We start from the raw sequence: 15,948 nt of genomic DNA, 5'->3' as shown, positions 1-15,948 counted from the left end.
ATGTATTATTTTTATTGCCCTCTCATCGCGGAAAACAACAAGCTAACCAAAGGTAATTCCTTACCATTATCGAGTGTTAGATTCCCTTCTGAGATTCGCGCATTAAGTTGATAGCCACCCTCTCGCTCTTCAACAAGATCCATCGCAATAAGGTTATCAACCCCTTCTTTAAGCATCGGATTAGACTGAGTCAGCCCTGAAGCAACGTACGTGTTTATAGAGCCTGTTATCATCGAAAGTAGCTGAATCGGATCTTGTGTAACGCTTTTCACACCGGGGAGCGCTTTGAGTAACCATTGACTGTGTGTTTTTGAACCATTCAATGTAAAGGAAAAATCATTGACATTGAGTTCTAAACCTTGATTAACAAGTGAGTCGAGGCTAGAAAGTAACGCTTGAGTTTCTTGTTTATTGATATCGTCTGAACGTTGATAGATCGACGTGATATTTGCAAGTTCAGAGCGGTCAATACCATTGATAGCCATATCAAAGGCAAAGTTTTCAATCACGTTCCCGTTACTTTCAGTCACATGTTTAGCATCTAACAACAAACTGGAATCTATCTTATCTCCCGTTTCATTTAATACACTTTTAGCGCTGTACTGTGCATTTTCCAAGATAAAGGTAGGGGCCTGCTGCGTATCTAGAGCTTCAAGCTTTTGTAACGAAAAACTTTGGTTTCCTAGCCAATAACCATCGGTCTTTTTACCTTTGCCTTGCCCTGTCAAACCACTTAGATGAATCTCTTCACCGTTATTAAAATCTATTTGTATAGAAGGTAAGTCTAATTGATAAGTGATATCACCAAGGATTGTGGCTTCCCCATTCATAATGATTGGGCTTGATGAGACTGTCGTTCCCTTAGACTGATTGTGGTGATTCCAACGATCCAAATTCAAGCTGAAGGTCGTGTTTCCATTAAGCTGTGTCGTGCTGTTCATTGTTATGGCAATGAAATTTTCACCCATTAGCTCAGAATCTGCCGTCAAACTGGTCAATCCATGGGTTAAATCACTTTGTACATCATAGGAGGTGGGTATGCCTTCATTTTCTAATTGGGATTTTATTTCAGCGTCAATCACCGTGTAACGTGTCAGTACAACAGAGGAAAGGTAACCACGGTCATAACTGACGATCTCTGCTTTTATCTCATCAGAGTTGATTTCAGCAATGCCACTTTCAATAATGGATTGTCCAATTTGCCCAACGGCAAGTGGCCAGCACAACGCAAGGGAAATCGCGCCACCGATAGCACCTAATTTTTTATAGTTTTCCATATCATCACTTTTTTATGTTTTTCTCAGTCTACCCCAAACCTACCAAGGATAAAACATGGTTTGTGAAGGTATGCTCAGGGTCGGTCAGAGATAATACTAAGAAAGTAATTTGATCCCAGCTCACAGACTTTATGACTACGAATGGGGATAATTTGATTAGGAGATTGTGCGACTAGCAACTTACATTTATCCGTCTTTATGAGCAAAGGCTAACCCTAGCCCCAAGACTTTGATAAAATTATCACCAAAAGGCACATTTTGTTGGTTGTTAGCCCTAGTTTTGATTATTATAGGGTACACCCAACTGACAGTGGAAAAGCTCACACTTTGGGTACATCATTAACCCTCCAAGTAAAGATTTGGAGATATGGAATTTCACAATAAGGCTTACCGGTAATTATGCGTAAAACATTATTAGCTACAATCCTATTGTTGGCATCTCAGCAAACTCTTGCCTCCAACGATTATAATACGCCTGCAACTGCGAGTAACTTTAGCTATGACTATGCAGAAGCTAGGATTGGGGCTAGCCCTTTCACCTTTGGTGCTGGCTTCAGTTCATCAATTCACCCTAATGCACATATGCTTGCTCGTGTTGATTCTGAACTTGACGGCGATTTTGACGCTGCAGCTGGCTTTGGATTTCATTCTCCTATTAATAACTGGGCAGACCTCACTGGTGCCATGCTTTTAAGAGTGGCGAAACCTTCAAGTTCCAGCGATACCGATGCTGGTATGGAATTAAACCTAGGTGTACGTCAATGGCTTGGTCCACAACTTGAAGTTGGCGGCAAAGGCGGGTATGTCTCCCTCGATAATGATGATAGCTGGATTGCTTCTGTCTATGCTCGTTTCCACTCTACAGAACTATTTTCAATTGGTGCCGAAGCAAGAATCAACGATTTTTACGATAACCAATTGATGTTTACCACACGTTTTAAGTTCTAAACTACCGCGTAACATCTACAATAGCTCATTCTATACCCAAGTAACCTCAAGATACTTGATTCAGCTCGAGGTCGCTGAAAACAGCATCTTGAGGTTACTTTGGGATACAAGTTAATCACACATCGATAGCAGTTGTTTCTTACGCGGTTCCTGCAGGAGCTTCCAATGAATGCCTTCTACAGCACCCGCAAACTTCCACAACAATTTGACATCAACATCGCTGCCATAGGTATTTTTAACTTGATTAAAGACTTTGACCGCGCCTAAATCTAAAAAAGTTTCTACGTCACTAACCCCAGACTTCTTCACCATTCTTTCCAGCGTAAGCTGCATATTCGGCAAATCACGCAAACGTCGGCTTGCCGAAGACTTTTGATACTGTCGTTCCTCGATGGCACAACTTATCGATTTTTCAAGTAAGGTATCTAAGCCCTCAAAGTGAGTAAGAAACAGCCCTGTCACATCATAATAGTTGACCGTTGCTGTAGTTTGTTTTTTAACATGTTTGAATTTTTCACAATGTAATTCAGTAAAGGCATCATCAAGGTTTGCACCGCCTCTCAAATAGCAGCTGTCATTACTAACCAAAGCAAACATGGCGTCATCACTGAACATTCCAATACCACCGAACATTGAACGCTTTTGGTATTGCTTAAACTTGTTCACATACTTGAAAAACTCTTGTTCTGTCTCTGTCATCTCCCTTGACCCTCAATCTGAATAAATTACCCCGATTCGTGTCTGACCAGATAACAGCAGCAAAATGCGCTCCAAAGTATTGCGCAATGAATAAAACATCAAGGCCAACAGCCTCTAGTTAGTGATATTTTTGATTTATGCTCACCAACTTCCTTAATAATACTTAACATAAAAAAAATAGTTTGGATCAATGTCACAATTGACAGATCACAAAGCAAGAATACTTAACTGATCTCTTATTTTAAATAATTGTAACCCAAGCAACTTCAAGTAGATGTACTCCGTTAAAAGCCTTTTGGAGTGCACCTCTGAATCAAATACCTTGAAGTCACTTGCTAAATCATTGCTCTCAAAAAACAATTTCTGAATAAGATGAGGAGAGATTGATGCTTAAACAGTGACACTAAACACGATAAAGCCAGTATTTATGCAAATAATTACAATATGCCTAACCTTTATGCACTTCTTTTCACAGTGACTTCCATTTGATTGCTAACTATGATTCCCTGAAGGTAAACTAACAAAAAGAAATCGACCCTTAGATCATTATGGAACATCTCTCATTCTTTTGGCTGACGAGCAATAAAGATGACCTGATTAAAGCATTAGAATCAGAGTTCGCTAAGCTGGTGAAACAGTCTATTTCATTAGGCAAGATCACACTGCCACCTATCCCTGATGTGGTATTAAGAATTCAACAACTCTGCTCTGAGGAAAGCACAACCATCTTAGATGTCGCTAATGCTTTATTGGAGGATCCTGGACTTGCGGCTAACGTCATACGAGTGGCCAACTCTGTGATATTTAATCGACGTAACATTACTTGCAATGATCTCTTAACAGCAGTATCTCGTTTAGGAATCTTTCGTGTTAGAGATATTGTTACTGCACAAGCTATTGAACAGCTCAAACACTCTGTAAGCCTAAGTAAAGAATGCAGTGAAATTTTAACCCAAAGCGCCACCATGTCGCGAGAGTTGGGAGCGGCAATGGTGCTTGTCATTCAAGAGTTCCAAAAACATGAAAGCAGTCTTTATCGGCACTTAGAACAAGATAAAGCGTTACTCACTGGGTTACTTGCTGACATAGGGTTATTTTGTTTAATCAATGAATACCACCAGTATTTGAGTGAAGGCAATTACCTCGATCCTGATTTAGCCCTTCAAGTCTTTCAACTGCGATGCTCTTCAATTAGTCAGTCCATACTTGAGAAATGGGGGTTTGACGTCGACTTTCGTGAAGTATCCTCTAACACTAAGAAATATCAAACAAGTCGCCCCGATGTCAGCTACCTTGATGTGGCTCGAATAGCAAGCCACCTACTTATGTTCCGTAAGCAAGATGAAAGAATCGACGACCATGAAGTTGAATTCGACCTAACTGGTGCTGAGGTTATGTTTAGTCTTAGCAACTTAAGTGACACGGATTTTCAAAGTGGTATTCAAGAAGTACTCAGTGCAAGCGGTCTTTGAACTTTTCAAAACCAATATACACAAATGACCTGATGATGTTTGACTCAGAGCGAGGTCACTGAGTCGAGTTCAACGAAGACGACAAAGCGGAACAGCCGGCTCTTTCTTATTTTTGTAAGAAGAACGGTTGTCTGACGTAAGAAGTCGGTTCAATGACACGCTCCCAAAGGGCGAGTGATGTTAACTTGCTGACTCAATAAATGAACACAATGCTGTATTAAGATATCAAAATTATGCTTCTAAACACCTTATTTATTTTTGCGCCACTCCTCGTCGGTTATGCATTCACAACTTCAAACTCATCGGTTCTAAAAGCAATCACAAAGCTAACTTCTTACCTCATTTATGTGATTCTTTCATTGATGGGATTAAGTCTTGCCGGATTAGATAACCTAAGCGACAATTTACAGACAATTGTGGTTTATTCGAGTACCTTTTTTATCTGCCTAAGTGGCTGTAACCTAATTGCGTTACCTCTTGTGGATAAAATAATGCCTCTCGAGACAAATCACCATCAAAAAAAGCCCCCTTTTGCTGTCATGCTGATGGAATCACTCAAGCTTGTCTTCGTTGTAAGTAGTGGGTTAATTGCTGGCCTTGTTTTACCCATTGAGCTTTTCTGGATTGATACTGCAAGTGAATGGGTGCTCTTCTTGCTGCTGTTCTTTATAGGCATTCTGCTTCGCAATAGTGGTTTAACACTCAAACAAATCCTCATTAACAAACAAGGCATGGTAATAGCCGCTGTAATCGTAGTGACTTGCCTTCTCGGCGGCATTCTTGCTGGCTATATTTTGGGACTTCCGCTTTACCAGTCTCTAGCGATGTCTTCTGGCTTCGGTTGGTATTCCCTGGCTGGCATTTTGATCGGAGATGCTTTCGGCCCTGTTTTTGGTGGAACCTCTTTTGTGCTTGAATTAATGCGTGAGCTAGTTGCACTGATCAGTATTCCTTTGTTAATTCAACGCTACTCCTGTACAGCCATCGGCTACGCTGGAGCAACCGCAATGGACTTTACACTGCCAGTCATTCAAACAACAGGAGGGATCCGTTGTGTGCCCGTCGCGATTGTCAGTGGTTTTATTTTAAGCTTGCTGGTACCCATTATGATGTTGTTTTTTATATCTCTTGCAAGCTAGATCTCAGGATTCATCGCTCAAATCAAATATAATGAGCGACACCCAAGAGATTCTCAAAACCTCAGTTGCGTGACTGCTACTCAGCAAAAATAAAGGAATAGAAATGATACGCTTAGCCCTTGCAGCATTGTTAGTAATGAGTTCAACGTTAGCAATGAGCTCAACCACAGCATTAGCAGAAGATAAGGAATGTCTGATCGCTAAATATGATGCTTACATCGACGCATCACTACAGTGGTACCAAGATCTAGTTTCATTAACCACAGAAAAGCACCCCGATTTAGATGATGCAGGTCAATGGTTTTTGGATGGGCGCAAACACCACTTCGAGCTAAACCGTGAAGCTGTGCGTTATTTCTTAAATAATGAGCCCAACCGTGTAAAAACGGAACGTTCCGTTGAATCATGGCTCTCTTTGCAGCAAAGCGATATAAAAGCCCTCTCTTCTAGAACTGATCCACTGGGAACACTTGCGCAAAAGACCTTTAATGATAGACAGGCACCCAATCATCCTAAAAATTACGCTCTTCGGTCAGCCTTCGCAGATTTACTTAGTCACCCAAAGCACATAGAACCTGCCTTGACTAAATACAACCAATCTATTGAATCGACTGAGAAGAAAAGCTGTATACTCAAGTTACCTTAAGGCTCTTTGTTATAGGTAGCTTTTGGTAATGGACTCTTCAGTCTTCATAATTAAAACGGGACATTAGCCTCTTTTTGGTTTAGATTGTTCCGCTCGCATTTATCGTATAATTACAAAGATTCTTTGCTATGGTTAAGGAACAGAAAACCGCTGACGTTAGCTTTGATAGCCTGTTGAAGATCTTCACTATCCCTGAAGGTCCAGAGTCGACTTTAACTAAAATCGATCAGAGCTTATCTAGAAACTTAAACCAATTTCTTCGTGAACACATCGTTGCAGAAGAAAAGCCTCTGCATGAGATTGAAAAAGATTTCTCTTCCGCTCATATCCCTGAGCAACCTGAGTTCGTTTCGGATCACACTCAGCATCTTCTCGATACTTTGGTTTCACATTCTGTTCATACTTCAGCGCCAAGCTTCATTGGTCACATGACATCGGCATTGCCTTATTTCTTAATGCCTTTGTCAAAAATCATGATTGCTCTTAACCAAAACTTGGTCAAAATTGAAACATCAAAAGCTTTCACTCCACTCGAAAGACAAGTGCTTGGCATGTTGCACCGTTTAATCTACGGGCAAGAAGATCGTTTCTATACCGACTGGATGCATAGCTCTGCACACTCTTTGGGTGCATTTTGTTCTGGAGGAACAATTGCCAATATTACTGCCCTTTGGGTTGCCCGAAACCAGGCATTAAAAGCTCACAAAGAATTCAAAGGGATAGAAAAAGAAGGCGTATTCAAAGCCATGAAACACTATGGTTATGAAGGCTTAGCGATTTTGGTATCTGAACGCGGTCATTACTCACTAAAAAAAGCCGCTGACGTTCTTGGTATTGGCCAAGAAGGGCTAATTTCAGTAAAAACGGATGCACAAAATCGTATTGATATCAAAGAGCTAAAGAATACATTTGAGCAACTCCAATCGCAGAAAATAAAAGTCTTTGCGGTTGTCGGTATTGCAGGCACAACCGAGACAGGGAATGTTGACCCACTTGATCAAATTGCCCAAGTCTGCGCAGATAATCAATGCCATTTTCATGTTGATGCTGCTTGGGGAGGTGCGACATTAATGTCCACTCAACATCGTTCCTTACTAAAAGGGATTGAATTAGCGGACTCTGTCACAATTGATGCTCACAAGCAGCTCTATATCCCCATGGGGGCTGGTATGGTCTTATTTAAAGATCCTGACATGATGAGTTCGATTGAACATCATGCTCAGTACATACTTCGTAAGGGCTCAAAAGATTTAGGCAGCCATACTCTAGAAGGTTCTCGTTCAGGTATGGCGATGCTCGTTTATGCCGCCATGCATATTATCAGCCGACCCGGTTATGAGTTATTAATCAACCAAAGTATTGCAAAAGCAAACTTTTTTGCATCTCTAATTAAAGAGCAAAATGACTTCGAACTGGTTTCCGAGCCTGAGTTATGTCTTCTAACCTATCGCTATTTGCCAAGCCACGTCCGCACAGCTCTTGAAAAAGCATCTCCTCAAGATAAAGAAATGCTGAACGCACTCCTTAATGAGCTCACACAGTTTATTCAAAAACGACAGCGGGAAACGGGTAAATCTTTTGTTTCTCGTACTCAGCTCAATCCAGAGCAATGGCAGTACCTAAATACCATTGTATTCCGCGTTGTACTGGCAAACCCTTTAACGACTGATGATATTTTACATGCCATCTTAGAGGAGCAGCGACAGATTGCACTCCAAGCACCGCATTTATTGGAAAAAATCAATCATTTCGCGTTAAACATTCTTGAATAATTAATGAGCTTTACTCTGTACCTAAGTAGCCTCAAGGTATTGTGTTCAACGAGATGGCTTAACAACTAGATACCCATAAAAAAACACGTCACCGTGTTCAATATTATGTTTGGTTTTGTATTTTAAATAATTTAGTTTGAGGGCTGTCAAATTCTTACTAAATAGTAACTATATTTGTTACAACCGATTTAGAGTTCGGGTTTATACTAATTTGATGGTGCTGGTGGTTTCGTTAACGCTTTTATTAATAAGGCCTTTTTCGTTAACAGAACCAGCAAGTTGTTCTCTATACCTTTGTGAACACTATGAATACATTAGAAAAAATACAAAAAAATTTAGAAAATTTTAGTAAGTCAGAACGTAAAGTTGCTGAAGTTATTATGGCGTCTCCACAAACCGCTATTCATTCGAGCATTGCGACTTTAGCTAAAATGGCGGATGTCAGTGAACCAACGGTTAATCGTTTTTGTCGCCGCCTAGATACCAAAGGTTTCCCAGATTTTAAGTTACACCTTGCTCAAAGCTTGGCAAATGGTACTCCTTACGTCAATCGTAATGTAGAGGAAGACGATGGCCCAGATGCATACACACATAAAATCTTTGAATCAACCATGGCCTGCCTTGATGTTGCAAAAAACAGCCTCGATTCAATGCAAATAAACCGTGCTGTCGATTTGCTTACTCAGGCTAAGCGCATCTCTTTCTTCGGCCTGGGGGCTTCTTCTGCTGTCGCTCGTGATGCACAAAATAAGTTTATTCGCTTTAACATTCCTATCAGCTGCTTTGATGACATTCTTATGCAAAGGATGAGTTGTATTAACTGCAGCGATAACGATGTCATCGTTTTAATCTCCCATACCGGTCGAACAAAAAGTCTTGTTGAAATCGCAAATTTAGCCCGTGAGAATGGTGCTACCGTTATTTCAGTCACTGCAAAAGATTCACCTCTTGAAAAAGCCAGTTCATTAGCGATAACACTTGATGTCCCTGAAGATACCGACGTTTATATGCCAATGGCGAGTCGTGTTGTACAAATGACGGTCATCGATGTGTTAGCGACTGGCTTTACACTGCGCCGTGGTACCGGTTTCCGTGAAAACCTAAAGCGTGTGAAAGATGCGTTAAAAGACAGTCGTTATGATAAACTGGACTCTTATTAATCATTCTTCACCCAATTTATATAGGCAGTTTAGAGATAGCGTTTAGTTTTTGTTCGATAGATTTCACCTATCACAGTAAGAAGAAAATGCTGCTTTATTTCCTAAAAAGAATCATGCATAGTAATCTCAACTCAAGGGGCAAGGTTCATCAATAATGTCCCCGAAACCAAAATTCGATTTTCAGGAGAATTAAGCTTATGTTCGTAGTTATCTTTGGTCGTCCAGCTTGCCCATTTTGCGTTCGTGCAAAAGAACACGCAGAAACATTAAAAGAAAAACGTGATGACTTTAACTACCGCTATGTAGACATCCACGCGGAAGGTATTTCTAAAGCTGATCTAGAAAAAACGGTAGGTAAGCCAGTTGAAACTGTGCCTCAAATCTTTATCGACCAAGAACATATTGGTGGTTGTGATGAGTTTGAAGCATACGCAAAAGAACATCTAGGTCTTTTTGACGAGTAAATTTAAGTCTCTCGACTTTCTTTTAAGACAAGAAAAACCCTAAGAATTGTTAACTCTTAGGGTTTTTTGTATTCTGCCTTAATAAAGAGAATATTTTAAGTAAAGGTAAACAATAAGCTGAGCTGAGACCAATCTAACCGTCTATACATTACACATCGCAGCTAAAACATTCAAAGATGCTTAGATAAACGCAACAATAAGACTTGGTCATCTCGGCTGTAACTTTGTAATTGTAACCTTACAAACCAACTCGGCATAAAGTCCCAACGAACCCCAGCACCAATACTCACTGAAGAATGATGTTTTTCCTTCACATCAACGTCATCACTTGAACCTTTTACAAAGTTTAGTCCACTACTTAAATAAACCTTAAACTCTTCATTTAAAGGATAGTGATACTGCCCTTCGACGCCAAAATTACGGTATTTTATTCCAGCCTCTGTTCCCGAGGTCATCCTTACTGTCGCTTCTCCCATCTCGGTATAATATCCCTCAACAGTAAAAGCTCCCTCTTCTAACCCTACAAATAACTGGTAAGCAAAATCACTATGTTCTGTAACCTTGAAGCCTAGCTCGTTACTATCTGGGGAGAGGTAACTCCCCCCTACTGCAGCACCGACATAAGGCTGTGCTTGTGCATTAACCGTCGACACTTGCAATAACGGTAACAACAACATTGATGGAAGCACTCGTCGTAACAATAAACCAAGTAAACCGATTATCGATAACCATCCAGCGCTACCACCTGCACTACGTCCAACTTCAACAAATTCTACAGGTGAGGATAAGGGCTCAGTCACGGTGACACTCAGGTGAATTTCTCCATTGACTTCACCATCCCTATCAAATGCTCCACCATCTACCGCATTGAGTAAAACACAATGATCACCAGCGTTAAGACCTGCAGTAAATTTATCTTGCTCTTTTGATGATGGACACGTTCCTTCCTTACCATCTAGCCAGCCAGATGACATCACAGGTTGTGTCTGGCCAGATTGCGCTTGGTAGGATTCATCTGACCATTGATCACCACCCGACATACTGTAGAGTGTTGCATTATTACCAATTGGTTCAGACATTGGCAGAACCGTTTGAACATCGTCTTTAGAACCATTGAGTTGTAATTGCATATCGTACACCTCGTGATGCACTTCCCCATCAGGAGAGGAAACATCATAAAACTCCATAAAGTTTTCCATTGGTACTACAGCAGATGATGAATCAACACTCTGAGCATAATCCGCTACTTTTGGATGAACTCCCTCCTCCACAATAATCGCATGTGAATCATCGGTGAGAATCTGCGTGCTAATACAAGGAGATTCAATAATAGAGTCAACAGCATCATCTATGCCATCATGGTCGACATCAATGATAATTTCACCACTGTCTTTAACTAACACCTCATAATCCGTACTTAGATTCACAATGGCTGCACCGATATATTTGGTCACTTCAACCTGACCCGTATAACGCCCTGCAGGATAAATCGTATTAGCAATTGAGAGCGTATTCCCCGTCAGTTGAATCTCGCTAGATAAATTCAGGCCTTCCGGTAGAGTCCAAAGAATATTTCTATCTCCAGTTTGAACGCCTGGTGCATGTAGAATAAAGCTGACTACATTATCGTTATCGCGCAACTTATTACTGACCCAAAGTGAAATATTATCACTGATGGTAGGGTCAGAGCCCGCCAAGACTTCATCTTTATTACTGATATCATCACCATCAGCGTCTTCTTCAAGTGTGGAAAGTAATTCTTCTTGGGCCAAGGTCAAGCCGTTACCATCATCATCTGCGGTTCCATTGATTGTCGGGTTATCTGAGTTTTCAAAGTCAAAGCCCTTCATCACTTCATAAATATCATTCAAGCCATCGCCGTCGGTATCATCAGTTAGTGTCACTGTATGATTACCCCCATCGTGAAGCAATATAACTTCTAAAATATCCGGAATACTATTACCATTTGTATCTCTCTCATTTGCACTGACTGGGTTAGTACCTAATTCCATTTCCCGCTGGTTTGAAATTCCATCGTAGTCCCAGTCTCCGTTTGGATCATTATTCACCATATCAAGCAAGGATATAAAATTACTGTCTTCATCACTATTTTGAAGTGGATCAAGCTCACAAGTAAGTTCACTGAGGTTATTTAAACCATCGCCATCCAAGTCTTCATGTGCATCAATAACTCCGTTTTCACCATGTTCCCCATCTAAATGCTGACTGTGAGAATCGGAATTACCATCTGAAGTTCCAAGTAATGCTTCTTGTTCTTCTGTCAGACCATCCAAATCGAGGTCTACATCAGAAGATAATAGTGTTTGATTGGTGTTAACTCGATTAATAATTGCCTGAATCTCTTCAGCCGTTGGGTTAGCTGGGTCGGCATACGTTCCTGCTTGTAATGCTGCAATATAGTCTGCAATATTTTCAGAGGTCACTCCCGACACACCTTCAATTGCATTCAGATCCTCTGGGGTCAATGCCGAGCCATCTGTCGTGCCGGCGATGACGTCTGCTACTGCATCCAAGTTGGCTTCACTGGTGTTAACCATATCAAGCGCGGCTTGGATCTCTTCAGCGGTTGGATTGGCTGGGTCAGCATAGGTGCCGTTTTGTAGCGCTTCAACGTATTCATCCAGATTATCCGCTGTGGCCCCGTCCACACCATCAATGGCATTAAGATCCTCTGGGGTCAATGCCGAGCCATCTGTCGTGCCGGCGATGACGTCTGCTACTGCATCCAAATTAGCTTCACTGGTATTAACTGTATCAATGGCCGCTTGGATTTCTTCTGCGGTTGGATTAGCAGGGTCGGCATAAGTACCATTTTGAAGGGCGTCAATGTACTCGTCCAAATTATCGGCTGTCGCACCATCCACACCATCTATCGCATTCAGATCATCCGCCGTCACCGTGACACCATCGGCATTACCCGCAATGTCTTCCGCTACCGCATCCAAGTTGGCTTCACTGGTGTTAACCATATCAAGCGCCGCTTGGATCTCTTCGGCGGTTGGATTAGCTGGGTCTGCGTAAGAGCCGTTTTGCAGTGCCTCAACGTATTCATCCAGATTGTCTGCCGTGGCCCCGTCCACACCATCAATGGCATTAAGATCCTCTGGGGTCAATGCCGAGCCATCTGTCGTGCCGGCGATGACGTCTGCTACTGCATCCAAGTTGGCTTCACTGGTGTTAACCATATCAAGCGCGGCTTGAATTTCTGCTGCGGTTGGATTGGCCGGATCGGCATAGGTGCCGTTTTGCAGCGCCGTGAGATATTCATCGACGTTATCTGCCGTCGCGCCATCCACGCCATCAATCGCATTGAGCTCTTCCGCTGTCACGGCTGTGCCATCGGCATTGCCCGCGATGTCTTCCGCGACCGCACTTAGATTGGCTTCACTGGTGTTGACCATATCAAGCACCGCTTGAATTTCTGCTGCGGTTGGATTCGCTGGGTCAGCATACGTGCCGTTCGCCAATGCATCGGTATACACAGACTCATTCGCCGCATCGGCCCCACTGATGCCATCAATCGCATTCAGTTCATCCGCCGTCACTGCGGTGCCATCCGCATTACCTGCGATGTCTTCCGCTACCGCAGCCAAATTCGCTTCACTGGTGTTGACCATATCAATCACGGCTTGGATTTCGGCTGCCGTTGGATTCGCCGGGTCAGCATACGTGCCGTTCGCCAATGCATCGGTATACACAGACTCATTCGCCGCATCGGCCCCACTGATGCCATCAATCGCATTCAGTTCATCCGCCGTCACCGCGGTGCCATCGGCATTACCTGCGATGTCTTCCGCGACCGCACTTAGATTCGCTTCACTGGTGTTGACCATATCAATCACGGCTTGGATTTCGGCCACGGTTGGATTCGCCGAGTCGACATAAGTCCCGCTGGCCAATGCATCCGCATACAGCGCTTCATTCGCCGGGTCGGCACCACTGACTCCAGTAATGTCATTTAATTGCGCTGCCGTCACCCCAACTGTGTTGGTGTTACCCGCGATGTCTTCCACCACTTCCGCTAACGCCGCTTCACTCGCGTTCACCGCGTCAATCACCGCTTGGATTTCGGCTGCCGTTGGGTTGGCTGAGTCAGCATAGGTCCCCGATTTTAAGGCGGTTGTATACCTTGATTCATTGGCAACAATTGCACCACTTACACCATCTATTGCATTTAACTCAATTGAGCTTATTGCTATTGCATCATTATCTCCGTTAATTTCATCAATCACGGCTAAGTCTGCAGAGAAGCGCCCCCAAAGGTTATTACTCGATAGGTTATGTTCACTATTAAAACCATTTTGTTTAAGATTAGGCATCCAATGCAAGTTAGTTGTAATACCACAAGAGTGCCAAATCCGTTCATGTAGGCTTACTATTGGTGCATCACAAGTACCTATGATACTGCCACCAGTACCTGTCCATTCCGAGCCTCGTCCCTCACCATCAGTAAAGTATGCCCCCATTGTTTGGTAGGCTTGTAACCTTTTCACGTAAACAGGGTCTTGAGTTTCCCAATCAAAAGGAGTGTTTTCATCTGCACCTGCGTTCATTCGGAATTCATTAACACGTAAGCCAGATGCAATATCTTGAGTTAAAACAGTATTAGTTTGTAATGCAATATCAGTCACTTGTGTATAAGCACCTGACGCTTTTGACTCACCAGAAGCAATTAAGATCCAGCCATTTTCATCAACGTAACTAGAGAATACCGTGCCGTTTTGGTAGAAATAGTAAGTCCCAGCCTGAGTGATAGTATTGGCGTATTCAGGATGAGCAAATGGAGAATTAATAGAACCATCGCCAGTGTAACCATCTGGCATAACTGGATCGTCGCGAACAACAAGATTCATTGTTTTAGTAATCGTTGGGTAATCATGACCAGAAACAGAGTCGGAATAGTGCAAGTTAAGGCTATTTTCAAATGTTTGTAAGTCGGTTACATCACTGTTGATCTGAATTTGGTATTTTACTTGAACCATCTCCAAATAGTTCAAGCTTCCTCCAGATGAAGAAGTCGCCCCGTTCCCCATATTGATATGGATTTCATGAGCGGATGAATCATAATAACCCAAGTCATCACCTTGAGCATCTGTGATTGCACCAACACCAATACCAGAAACAATTTCCATACTATTAGTAACATAAGAAAGACCTGAAGGCAGTACATTATATAGATATATATCATTACCACGACTGCCTGTTGAATCAACATTTACATGGACATCAACAATATCGCCAGCTTTTAGATAACCTCCGTTGTGATCAACGTATCCAGTATGCATTCTTACTTCTGGGACCACCTCAATTTGCAAGCCTAAAACATGCAAATTGGCCCAGTCTGGTCCTGCTTGACCAGATTCATGAACGCCCTTATTTCGAAGACAAACGTTTGTAGTATTATTAGTAATTAAACTGCTAGCATCTATTATGTCTGTATCCCACTCACCAAGAGTATGAGACGTTGTTTGAGCGACACCATTAATTGTAAACGTGTTATTTAAGATATCATTATGTGGATTAAGAGAGTTACTTAAGCGAGCTGCTGTACTATTCGTACATGTTGCCGGGTTGCTATCACTAGAAGTTGCGATGGTCAGAGCATTACCATAATTTGTCGAAGCCCCAAAACCTATGACTAGAGCTTCGGCATCAAAGCTGCCTGTTGAAGGTGTAATAATATTGTCTATATTTACGTCAACTGCAGCTGAAGCAACAAACTTTAAGCCATCATGAATTGAAATATTTTTATATCCAAGACTTTCACCTACAGCAACTACAACAAGAGCCCAACCGCCCTTGTCGCTTGAACTTCTATTTTGGAATATATCTTTAACATGATATGTACCAGCACCAGCAGATTGAACCAAACTTGTCACGTCAGCTCTCAAACCAGCTGCAGACCAATCATAAACGCCATCTGCCCAATCCGCATCAATGGTTGTGTAGTCTGTTGCTCCGGGAACTTTTATTTTTACCTTTGCTCTTACGTCCCCTGGGGTCCATGTTCTCAAATTGTTATCGTTAGCTCCCCAAAACAACCATGCTTTATAAATCGTTGAGTCAGGTGGTAGAGTTAAATCTGAGTAAGTGGGATCGGAGGTGTAGGGGTCACCGTCTGCAGAATATATATATCCACCTGCAGCTAATCTAATTTCACCTTGCACGTTCTCATTAAAAAGTTCAGTGAAATCTTTTTCAGCAAAAGAGTCTGGATGAATAAAAACTAGTAAAAGTAGAACAACAAATCTTTTGCAGAGATGAGATATATTTTTCAGGCAGGCATTTATATTCATCACTAATTTACCCTTCATATTGGCGTTACACAGACCTAGCAAAATTTAAACCAA

The 15,948-nt window shown here is 42.0% G+C and carries 10 protein-coding genes; 7 read left to right on the top strand and 3 right to left on the bottom strand.

The window, feature by feature from the left end; genetic code table 11:
- Positions 1-11: 11 nt before the first annotated feature.
- On the bottom strand, positions 12-1,277 hold the full coding sequence (locus BS333_RS05465) for a DUF945 family protein (protein ID WP_021711724.1): 1,266 nt from the start codon (positions 1,275-1,277) through the stop codon (positions 12-14).
- Positions 1,278-1,676: 399 nt separating this feature from the next.
- Here BS333_RS05465 and BS333_RS05460 point away from each other — a divergent pair, with 399 nt between their 5' ends.
- Positions 1,677-2,225: a hypothetical protein gene (locus BS333_RS05460; protein WP_021711725.1), complete on the top strand. Its 549-nt coding sequence runs from the start codon at positions 1,677-1,679 to the stop codon at positions 2,223-2,225.
- A gap of 111 nt (positions 2,226-2,336) precedes the next feature.
- On the opposite strand, the gene BS333_RS05455 is transcribed toward BS333_RS05460, so the two are convergent.
- On the bottom strand, positions 2,337-2,924 hold the full coding sequence (locus BS333_RS05455; protein ID WP_021711726.1) for a TfoX/Sxy family DNA transformation protein: 588 nt from the start codon (positions 2,922-2,924) through the stop codon (positions 2,337-2,339).
- A 548-nt stretch (positions 2,925-3,472) separates the two neighbouring features.
- Between BS333_RS05455 and BS333_RS05450 the strand changes: the two genes are divergently transcribed.
- From BS333_RS05450 to BS333_RS05425, 6 genes are all read left to right on the top strand, one after another.
- Positions 3,473-4,396 carry an HDOD domain-containing protein gene (locus tag BS333_RS05450; protein WP_021711727.1) on the top strand — a complete coding sequence of 308 codons (924 nt, stop codon included), beginning with the start codon at positions 3,473-3,475 and terminating at the stop codon, positions 4,394-4,396.
- Positions 4,397-4,629: 233 nt separating this feature from the next.
- Positions 4,630-5,535 (top strand): LysO family transporter, encoded by a 906-nt coding sequence (locus tag BS333_RS05445; protein ID WP_021711728.1) that lies wholly within the window; start codon positions 4,630-4,632, stop codon positions 5,533-5,535.
- Between the two features lie 103 nt (positions 5,536-5,638).
- Complete coding sequence (locus tag BS333_RS05440; RefSeq protein WP_021711729.1) at positions 5,639-6,181, top strand: hypothetical protein; 543 nt, start codon at positions 5,639-5,641, stop codon at positions 6,179-6,181.
- 128 nt (positions 6,182-6,309) lie between these two features.
- The gene (gene panP, locus BS333_RS05435; RefSeq protein ID WP_021711730.1) at positions 6,310-7,953 is read left to right on the top strand and encodes a pyridoxal-dependent aspartate 1-decarboxylase PanP; all 1,644 of its coding nucleotides are present in this window, start codon (positions 6,310-6,312) and stop codon (positions 7,951-7,953) included.
- Between the two features lie 305 nt (positions 7,954-8,258).
- On the top strand, positions 8,259-9,113 hold the full coding sequence (locus BS333_RS05430) for a MurR/RpiR family transcriptional regulator (protein WP_021711731.1): 855 nt from the start codon (positions 8,259-8,261) through the stop codon (positions 9,111-9,113).
- Between the two features lie 197 nt (positions 9,114-9,310).
- On the top strand, positions 9,311-9,577 hold the full coding sequence (locus tag BS333_RS05425; RefSeq protein ID WP_021711732.1) for a GrxA family glutaredoxin: 267 nt from the start codon (positions 9,311-9,313) through the stop codon (positions 9,575-9,577).
- Positions 9,578-9,747: 170 nt separating this feature from the next.
- Here the strand turns inward: BS333_RS05425 and BS333_RS05420 are convergent, their stop codons facing one another.
- On the bottom strand, positions 9,748-15,894 hold the full coding sequence (locus BS333_RS05420) for a hypothetical protein (protein ID WP_158297026.1): 6,147 nt from the start codon (positions 15,892-15,894) through the stop codon (positions 9,748-9,750).
- Positions 15,895-15,948 lie beyond the last annotated feature (54 nt).

Origin of the sequence: Vibrio azureus (assembly GCF_002849855.1) — a bacterium.
Taxonomy (GTDB): domain Bacteria; phylum Pseudomonadota; class Gammaproteobacteria; order Enterobacterales; family Vibrionaceae; genus Vibrio; species Vibrio azureus.
This window is presented reverse-complemented; position numbering and strand designations above follow the sequence as displayed.